At 70.6% G+C, this 8,579-nt stretch carries 12 protein-coding genes; all 12 read right to left on the bottom strand.

Annotated features, from left to right (window positions below; genetic code table 11):
* On the bottom strand, positions 1–312 hold a 312-nt coding region (locus FDZ70_04025), incomplete at its 3' end, for a hypothetical protein (GenBank protein ID TLM78538.1).
* Entirely contained in the window at positions 305–1,237 is a 933-nt protein-coding gene (locus FDZ70_04020) for a F0F1 ATP synthase subunit gamma (GenBank protein TLM78537.1), read from the bottom strand. The genes FDZ70_04025 and FDZ70_04020, both read right to left, overlap by 8 nt.
* Entirely contained in the window at positions 1,238–2,974 is a 1,737-nt protein-coding gene (locus tag FDZ70_04015) for a F0F1 ATP synthase subunit alpha (GenBank protein ID TLM78541.1), read from the bottom strand.
* Positions 2,975–3,209: 235 nt separating this feature from the next.
* Entirely contained in the window at positions 3,210–3,815 is a 606-nt protein-coding gene (locus FDZ70_04010) for a hypothetical protein (GenBank protein TLM78536.1), read from the bottom strand.
* A 3-nt stretch (positions 3,816–3,818) separates the two neighbouring features.
* Complete coding sequence (locus FDZ70_04005) at positions 3,819–4,313, bottom strand: hypothetical protein (GenBank protein ID TLM78535.1); 495 nt, start codon at positions 4,311–4,313, stop codon at positions 3,819–3,821.
* Positions 4,314–4,335: 22 nt separating this feature from the next.
* A complete protein-coding gene (gene atpE / locus FDZ70_04000; protein ID TLM78534.1) occupies positions 4,336–4,566 on the bottom strand; it encodes an ATP synthase F0 subunit C in 231 nt (76 codons plus the stop codon).
* Positions 4,566–5,303, bottom strand: a complete 738-nt coding sequence (locus FDZ70_03995; GenBank protein ID TLM78533.1) for a F0F1 ATP synthase subunit A — start codon at positions 5,301–5,303, stop codon at positions 4,566–4,568. Before FDZ70_03995 ends, atpE begins: the two co-directional genes overlap by 1 nt.
* A gap of 12 nt (positions 5,304–5,315) precedes the next feature.
* The gene (locus tag FDZ70_03990) at positions 5,316–5,723 is read right to left on the bottom strand and encodes a hypothetical protein (protein ID TLM78532.1); all 408 of its coding nucleotides are present in this window, start codon (positions 5,721–5,723) and stop codon (positions 5,316–5,318) included.
* A 13-nt stretch (positions 5,724–5,736) separates the two neighbouring features.
* A complete protein-coding gene (locus tag FDZ70_03985; GenBank protein ID TLM78540.1) occupies positions 5,737–5,883 on the bottom strand; it encodes a hypothetical protein in 147 nt (48 codons plus the stop codon).
* 278 nt (positions 5,884–6,161) lie between these two features.
* Positions 6,162–7,190, bottom strand: coding sequence for a zinc-binding dehydrogenase (locus tag FDZ70_03980; GenBank protein TLM78539.1), 1,029 nt, complete (start codon positions 7,188–7,190; stop codon positions 6,162–6,164).
* Between the two features lie 28 nt (positions 7,191–7,218).
* On the bottom strand, positions 7,219–8,067 hold the full coding sequence (gene lsrF / locus FDZ70_03975) for a 3-hydroxy-5-phosphonooxypentane-2,4-dione thiolase (protein ID TLM78531.1): 849 nt from the start codon (positions 8,065–8,067) through the stop codon (positions 7,219–7,221).
* Between the two features lie 64 nt (positions 8,068–8,131).
* The gene (locus FDZ70_03970) at positions 8,132–8,374 is read right to left on the bottom strand and encodes a hypothetical protein (GenBank protein ID TLM78530.1); all 243 of its coding nucleotides are present in this window, start codon (positions 8,372–8,374) and stop codon (positions 8,132–8,134) included.
* Positions 8,375–8,579 lie beyond the last annotated feature (205 nt).

Raw genomic sequence — 8,579 nt, 5'->3', positions numbered from 1 at the left:
CCCTCCCCCCTTCCCCGGCAGCGTCGGCTGTTCATAAGACCCCCCGCCCTCGCCGAGCAGTTCGACCGCCTCGAGCGGCAGCCCGCGCACCCTGTCCTCGGCGCGCAGGAGGTTGCCCAGCGCGGGCAGTTCGCCCCGGAAGCCCACGTCGACGACCGGGCCGGTGACCTGCCGCACGGTCCCGTCGAACGCCTCGCGCTCGATCTCCTCAGCGGTACGGACGAGCGCCGCTTCTACGATCTCGTCGACAGCGCACGCCAGCGCCAACGTGGCGGGATCGGGAGCCGCGTCCCTTCTGCGGCGGTCAGGCACCGTGCCGTCCCCCTCTCAGCCGCCCGGCGTACAGCACGCCGAGCATGTCTGTTGTGATGGACTCGCGGCGCAGCCGGTTGTACCGCACCCGCAAGTCGTGGAGCGTACGGTCCGCCCGCTCGACCGCCTCTTCCATGGTGATCATCCGCGCGGCCTGTTCCGAGGCGAACGCCTCCAGCAGCACGTCCTCGACCTGCAGCCGCACGAACTCGCCGAGCAGCTCGGTGACGATGGCCTCGGCCGACGGCTCGTAGAACCAGTGCTCGGGCACGGCATCGCCCACGGGCTCCTCGGCCAGCGCGCTGTCACCGGCGATCTCGCCGAGCTTGACGGGCAGAAGGCGAACGACCGCCGGCTCCCGGCGCACCGGCGAGAGGAATCGCGTGTACGAGCACCAGACCTCGTCGCACTCGCCCGCGAGGAAGGCGCCGGTCAGCATCTCGTGGTAGCGGTCGACCTCGGCGGGGGTGACGCCGGCGCGCGACCAGCCCGCCGCGTCGGCCACATCGAGTCCGGGCAGCCGCCGGCGGACGTAGTACTCGCCGCGCGTGCCCTTGGTCACGACGCGCACGTGCGCCCCCGCGGCCTGGGCCTCCGCAACGAACGCCGCGGCGACCCGGTACACGGCCAAGTTGTAGCCGCCGCACATCCCGCGATCGGACGCGACGTGGAGCAGCAGCACCTCGCGCACCTCGCGCTCCGAGAGGAATGGCGAGATCGATCCCGGACGCCGCCCCGCCGCCTCGAGGCAGCGCTGCTGACGCCCGATGATCTCGCGCATGCGGCGCGTGTACTCCCGGATCCCAGCGGCGCGCTCGCGCGTGCGCGACAGCTTCGCCGAGGCGACCGTCGCCATCGTGCGACACACGCCGCCGATGCTCGTGACCGCGCGCATCCTGCTCCGGACCTCGACCAGCTTCTGCATCTAGGCCACCGCCTCGCCGGTCTCGGCCGAGAGCGGTCCCTCCGCCAACGACGCCTCCGCAGCTCCGTCCTCGGGCGTGGCCGGCGCTTTCCCCTGCGGCTCCGAGTCACCTGACGCGAGACCGGGAAACGACTCGACGAGCTCCCGCAACCTCGTCTCGAGCGCGGGAGTCAGGTCCGGCGTCTCGCGCACCGACGCCATCACCGTAGGGTGCTGCACGTCGGCGTGCTCGATCAGCTCCGCCTCGACCCGTCCGACCTCGGCTACGTCCACCGGGTCGAAGTAGCCGTTGACGGCGGCGTACAGCACCAGCGCCTCGTGCTCGACCGGCATCGGCGCGTGCTGCGCCTGCTTGAGCAGCTCACGCGCACGCTCCCCGCGTGCTAACTGGCGGGTCGTCGCCTCGTCGACCTCGGCTCCGAACTTCACGAACTGCGCCATCTCGTCGTACTGCGCGAGGTCGATGCGCAGGCGGCCGGCCACCTGCTTCATGATCCGGTCCTGCGCCGCGCCGCCGACGCGCGAGACCGACAGGCCCGCGTTCATCGCAGGGCGCGTGCCTTCGTTGAACGTCGCGGCGTCGAGCACGATCTGCCCGTCGCAGATGGAGATGACGTTGGTGGGGATGAATGCCGAGATGTCGCCCGCCAGTGTCTCGACGATCGGTAGCGCGGTCAGCGAACCGCCGCCGCACTCGACCGACATGCGCGCCGCGCGCTCGAGCAGACGCGAGTGGATGTAGAAGATGTCGCCGGGATACGCCTCCCGTCCCACCGGACGGTCGAGCAGCGCGGACATCTCGCGGTACGTGACCGCGTGCTTCGAGAGGTCGTCGTAGACCACGAACGCGTCGCCGCCCCGGTCCATCTGGTACTCGCCGATCGCGCACGCGGTGTACGGCGCCAGGTAACGGAACGCCGGCTGTTCGCTCGGCATGGCGAGGACGACGACGGTGTAGTCGAGCGCTCCGTGCTCGGCGAGCGTGCTCACAACGCGCTGCACGCTGCTGGCCTTCTGCCCGATGGCGCAGTAGACGCACGTCACACCCTGGCCCTTCTGCGCCAGGATCGCGTCGACGGCCAGCGTGGTCTTGCCGATCTTGCGGTCGCCGATGACCAGCTCACGCTGACCCCTGCCGATCGGGACGAGCGCGTCGATCACCTTGATGCCGGTGTGCAGCGGCCGGTCGACCGGCTGGCGGTCGACGATGCCGGGCGCCTTGCGCTCGGCGGGCAGATGCGCGCGCGCCACGAGCGGGACTCCGCCGTCGACCGGGCGCCCGACGGCGTTGACGATCCTGCCGGCCATCCCCTCGCCGACAGGCACCTTGAACAGGTGGCCTGTGCGACGCACGTCGCTCCCCTCGCGGATCCCCTCCTCCGGGCCGAGCAGCACGCAGCCGACGCGCTCCGCCATCAGCGAGAATGCGATGCCGAGCACACCGCCTTGGAACTCCACGATCTCCTGCGACCCGACATCGCGCAGGCCAGCGACGGTCGCCACTCCGTCGGCGATGTCGAGCACGCTGCCGGTGTCGTACAGCTCCTCGACCACGACATCCGGTGACGCCCCGGCGATCAGGTCCTTGAGGTACTCGAACGACGCGGCCGCGTCACCGAGCCCGCCCGACTCGCACAACTCGCGCGTGACGCGCTCAAGCGCGGTCACCCATGTCCAGCGCGCGTCGAGCACGACCCGCACCTCAGGGCCGACGTAGAGCACCGCGCCCGCATCCATCGTCGGGTTCACGCGGACGTCCAGCGCGATGTCGCGCCCTGCGGAATCCGACAGCACGCGCCTCAGGCGCTTGAGCAGCTGCTCCTCGAGGTAGGTACGCGCATGCAGCGTCAGAGTCGACCCCGGAAACTCGGCCAGCAGGCGCGTGAGGACCTCGCGCTCGGTGCCGGGCTCGACGCGAACGCCGCCGCACGCCGGCTCCAGCCGTGGACTCTCGGCCCGGCCGGGCATGACCTCACACCGCCCCGCGTCCCGCGACCGCTCGCTTCGGCGCCTCGTTCCCGGCCTCGCAACGGCGCACGGCCGCCATGATCGCGTCCTGGATGAGCTCCCGCTGCTCGGCGGCGGACAGTCGCTCGTTGAGCACCGAGCGGGTCGCCGACGCCACCACCTCGATCAGCCGGTCGCGCACCTCGGCGTGGAGCTCCTCGGTCTCGGTGGCCAGGGCCTCTTCCGCGCGCCGGCCGATGCTCTCGGCCTCGGCGTCAGCCTCGGCGCGAGCGGAGTCCTCGAGATCGCGCGCCTCCTCGCGAGCGCGCGCCGAGATCGCCTCTGCCTCGGCACGCGCGTCGGACAGCACGCGCGCCGCGGTCTCCCGGGCTTCGTCCAGCGCGATCACCGAATGGTCGACGGCGCTCAACTGGTCGGAGATGCGGGCCCGGCGGCCGTCGAGCATCCCGCGAACGATGCCCCGGCGCTTGCCGAGACCCATCGCCGCGAAGTAGATGATGACGAGAAGGAAGATGAACTGGACGACCTCGATGGCGAAGCGGACGGGCTCCAGCGCGATCTCGTGGCCGACGTAGGCGAGTATCTCGGAGACGACTTGCACCGACTCCACCCCCTACCTGGCCCGTCGGGACAGAAGCTTGTCCACCGCGGCCTCGGCGATCTCACGGTCTGTGACCTTGAACAGCCGCTCGCACGCCAGCTCGACACACTCGATCGCCTGCCGGCGCACGACCTCCTCCTCCCGCTCCCGCGCCCGGCCGATGAGCTCGCGTCCGGCCTGCAACCGTTCCGAGGCAGCGTCCGTGGCGGCATGCAGCCGCTCGCGCCGGTAGTCGTCCGCCCGCGCGCGCGCCTCGCGCAACGCCCCGTCGGCCTCGACTCGTGCGGTCTCGACGAGCGCGGCGGCGTCCGCATCCGCGGCGGCCACGATGCGCGCGGCCTCGGCGTCGCGCGCTTCGGACTCCTCGATGAGGCGGTCCCGCTCGGTCATGACCGCGACGTAGGGCAGGACGAAGACGCGACGCAGCAGCACGAACGTAGCCGCGAAGATGATCGCCACTGCGATGATGACGACGGGCTGGATCTGTCCGAGCGGGTTCAGCTCCATGGCGCACCCCCTCGCCGCGAGATCAGCCGACCTTGCCCGCCACCACCAGCGTCACCACGAGCGTGTAGATGCACAGCGCCTCGATGAGCGCCATGCCGATCAGCATCGCGGTGAACAGCTGGGGGGCGATCTCCGGCTGCCGTGTCATCCCCTCGATCGCGGACACCGAGATGGCCCGCATCGACAGTGCGGCGACGAACGCGCCGATCGCGATCGGTGTGATCGCCACGAGTGCCAGCAGGACGGTGTTCATCACGCCACCCCCGATTCGCCCGGTTCGACCGCCTCTGCGGCCTCCTTCTCCTTCCGCGACCTCCCTGTTCGCCCCCGCTTCGCCTCGCGATGGATCGCCGAGGCGATGAACGACGACGTCAGCAGCGTGAACACCAGCGCCTGCACGAACGCCGGGATGAGGCCGAGCGCGTGCAGTATCAGCGGTACACCGTAGGGAACGATCCGGGCGACGAGCACGACGGTCATGAACTCGCCGGCGATGTTGCCGAACAGGCGCAGCGACAGCGAGAGCACGTCGGTGAACTCCGAGATCCACTGCATGGGGTTCGGCCAGACCAGGTGCTTGAGCGTCGCCAGCGGCCCCCGCAACGCCGCGCTGATGGCCAGGGTGCCGATGACCGAGCACAGCGCAAGGGACAGCGTGACGCCGTAGTACGACGTCGGCGGCGTTCCGAGGAGCGGAAGCGGGACCATGCCGACCAGGTTGCTCACGAGGATGAACAGGAAGAAGGCAGCCAGGAGCGGTGCGACGAGCCGCACCACCCGGTCACGACCGGGGCCGTGCTCCATCTCGGAGGCCTTGCGGACGAAGTAGCTCAGGACGAACTCGCCGATGTTCTGGCGCGCACCCGGCACGCCCGCGGTCAGCCTTCCCGACGCCAGCCAACGCCCCGCGAGCACGAGGAACGCGCCCGCCAGGGCTGCGTTGACGACGACGACCACCTGGGTCATCCGCGCCAGATCGGCCTCGACCATCGCGCACCCCCCTCACGCGCCGCCGCGGAACGCGCTGCGCGCGCTCACGACCGGCCCCACGGTGATCAGCGTGACGTCGAAGGCGACCACGCCGGTCACCATCCCCCAGAAGCTGGACAGCGCGGGCAACGCCGTCGCCCCGACCAGGAGCACCGCCTTGACGAGGATGCGCTCGGCCAGGAATGCGGCGATCAGTCCTCCGCCAAGACGGTCCTCGGCGATGGCCGACTTGCCCCGTTCGGCGACCCAATGCAGTAGCAGCACGTCGATCGCCGCGCCCAGCATGCACGAAACAGCGAAGCGCACGTCGAGGGTGACGATCGCGCCCGCGAGGGCGGCGATCGCGGCCAGGCGCACCGTCCACGCGCCCATCCGGTCGAGGAAGTCCCAGTCGAGTCCGCTGTGGCGGCCGACCCCCATCACCACACCCCCGTCACCACTGGTCCTTGAGGCGCAGCATGTCGCGCACCGACAGCGCCAGCGCCAGCAGGAGACCCAGACAGGTCAGCGCAGGGAACCAGCCGACCCAACGATCCAACAGCCAGCCGAAGAACCCCCCGGCCAGCATGTAGGAGGGCACCAGCGACCACACCGCGATCGCTCGCAGATAGTCCTTGGGAATGAGATCCGCTCCCTGGTGGCGCCCGCTCCCCCCGGGGTGCCCCCGTACAGATATCGGTGACATCGTCGCCGCCTCCCTCGGGGGGCACGTGTCGCCGGCGCACAAGGAGCCGATCGCGAGCTTCAGGCGCCCACGACCCACCGCCGCCGGATCCTCTTGCTGCTCGAGTCTAGATTCCCGAATCAGTGAGCTGCGTCACGGAGTGGGACGGACCGGGACCTGATGAGCGCGACCCGCTACGGCTCGACGACGACCTTGACCGACTCGCTCGCGTCCGCCACGAGCGCGAAGCCCTCGGCGATGCGGTCCAGCGGTAGCCGGTGCGTGACGAGGTCGTCGACGCGCACGCTGCCGTCGGCGATGAGCTCGAGTGCGTGCGCGAGGTCGATCGGCGCGGCGCCGTACGCGGTGCGCACGGTGACCTCGCGGCGCCACAGGTCGGCGATCGGCATCGGGTACGGCGCGCCCGGCGGCGGCGGCGCGAAGAACACATAGGTCGCGCCCGAGTCGAGGCACGCGAGCGACTGGTCGATGGCGCTCGGCGCGCCGGTGCACAGCAGCACGAGGTCCGCGAGGTCGCCGTCGTTGGCCTCGCGCACGAGGTCGGGCAGCGAGTCGCCCGCCTCGAGCGCGTCGAACGCCGCGTGCGCACCGCTGCGGCGCGCCCAGTCGAGGCGGTACGGCGACACGTCGGTGGCGAGCACGCGCCCGGCGCCGAGCGCGAGCGCGAGCCGGATGTGCAGCAGGCCCGAGATGCCGGAGCCCACCACGAGCACGGTCGAGCCCTCGCGCACGCCGGCGCGCACCTGCGCGCGCACCACGCACCCGAGCGGCTCGACGAACGAGCCCTGCTCGTAGGTCACGTCGTCCGGCAGTCGCAGCATGCCCTTCGCGGTCTGCAGCGCCGGCACGCGCACGTACTCGCAGAACCCGCCCGGGTCGAAGTTGGTGGTGTGCAGTGTGTGGCAGGCGGTGTGGTCGCCGTTGCGGCAGTAGCGGCATTCGTCGCAGGGCACGTGGTGAGAGACGACCACGCGGTCGCCTTCGGCCCACTGCGTGACACCCTCGCCCACCGCGACCACATCGCCCGCGACCTCGTGCCCGAGCACGATCGGCGCCTTCGGCACGCGGTACCACTCCATGACGTCGGAGCCGCAGATGCCCGACGCGCGGATGCGCACGAGCGCCTCGCCTGCGCCGATGGCGGGCACGGCGCGCTCCTCGATGCGGATGTCGGCGTTGTTGTGGTAGACCGCGACGCGCATGGTCTGGGGCACGGCGTGCGCGCCTTCGCTAGATCTTGCGGGTGTCGTCGGCGGTGACCGCCGCAGACCCGACGCCGGGGCCGGTCACGCCCGAGGCGGCCTTCTCGTCCTCGTAGACCGCGTACGCGTCGTCGACCGACGCCCCGCCGTGCACCACGGCGTTGACGGCCTTGATCATCCCGACCGGCGAGTCGGACTGGAAGATGTTGCGGCCCATGTCCACGCCCGCCGCGCCGCCCGCGATCGCCTTCGCCGTCATCTCGAGCGCCTCGCGTTCGGACAGCTTCTTGCCGCCCGCCATCACGATCGGCACCGGGCACGTCGAGGTCACGCGCTCGAAGTCCTCGCAGTAGTAGGTCTTGACGATGTGGCCGCCGGTCTCGGCGATGATGCGGCACGCCAGCGCGAGGTAGCGCGCGTCGCGGACCATGTCCTTGCCCACCGCCGTGACGCCGATGACCGGGATGCCGTAGCGCTCGCCCTCGTCCACGAGACGCCCGAGGTTCGCGATCGTCTGGTGCTGGTGCGGCGCGCCGATGAACACCTGCATCGCCATGCCGGCGGCGTTCATGCGGATGCACTCCTCGGTGCTCACGACCAGCGTCTCGTTCGAAAGGTCCTCCTCGAGCACGCTGCTGCCGCCCGAGACGCGCAGCACGATCGGCGTGCCGGTCGTCGAGTCGATGTCGTTGCGCAGCGCGCCGCGCGTCAGCATGAGCGTGTCGGCGTACTGCACGAGCGGCATGATCGACGCATGGATGTCCTCGAGGCCCGTCGTGGGGCCGAGGAAGTAGCCGTGGTCGACGGCGAGCATGACGGTGCGGCCGTCGGCGGGCTTGATGATGCGGGCGAGGCGGTTCTCGAGTCCCCAGGACATGGCGTTGTCGACCTCCGTGGACGGGGCGGCTTCCGGCAGGGCGTAAGCGTAGCAGACGGGGGCGCTACTTCCCCATGCTGAGCCCGCTGAACGACCCGTCGGGCTTCAGCGCGATCGTGACCGTCCTGACCTTCACCGAGCCGGGCGTCTTCTGCTCCACGTACTCCCACGTGTAGGTGGTATCGCCTTCGCGCTCGCCGACCCTGGGCGAGTCGAGATCGGCGACCTGGCCGTACTGGTCGGGGGCGTATTCCTTCAGGCGCTGCTTGCCGAGTTCGACGGAGGGCGCGGGGGCAGGGGCAGTCACCGCCGGGGACTCCTTCACGACTCCGAGGAAGTACATCACACGGCCAAGCCCGCCTGCGATGAAGAGCCAATACGTGAGTGCGCCAAGGATGGCGATGCCGACGAGTTGGCGCGCGAGGTATCGAATCCGGCGAATGTGCGCGCTCTCTGGTCGCCGGAAGGACCCGCTACTCGGTCGCGGTAGGCGATGCGACCGGGTATCAAAT

The organism is Actinomycetota bacterium (assembly GCA_005774595.1).
Classification (GTDB): domain Bacteria; phylum Actinomycetota; class Coriobacteriia; order Anaerosomatales; family D1FN1-002; genus D1FN1-002.
The sequence above is the reverse complement of the archived record's forward strand: the minus strand, read 5'-3'. Positions and strand labels throughout refer to the sequence as shown.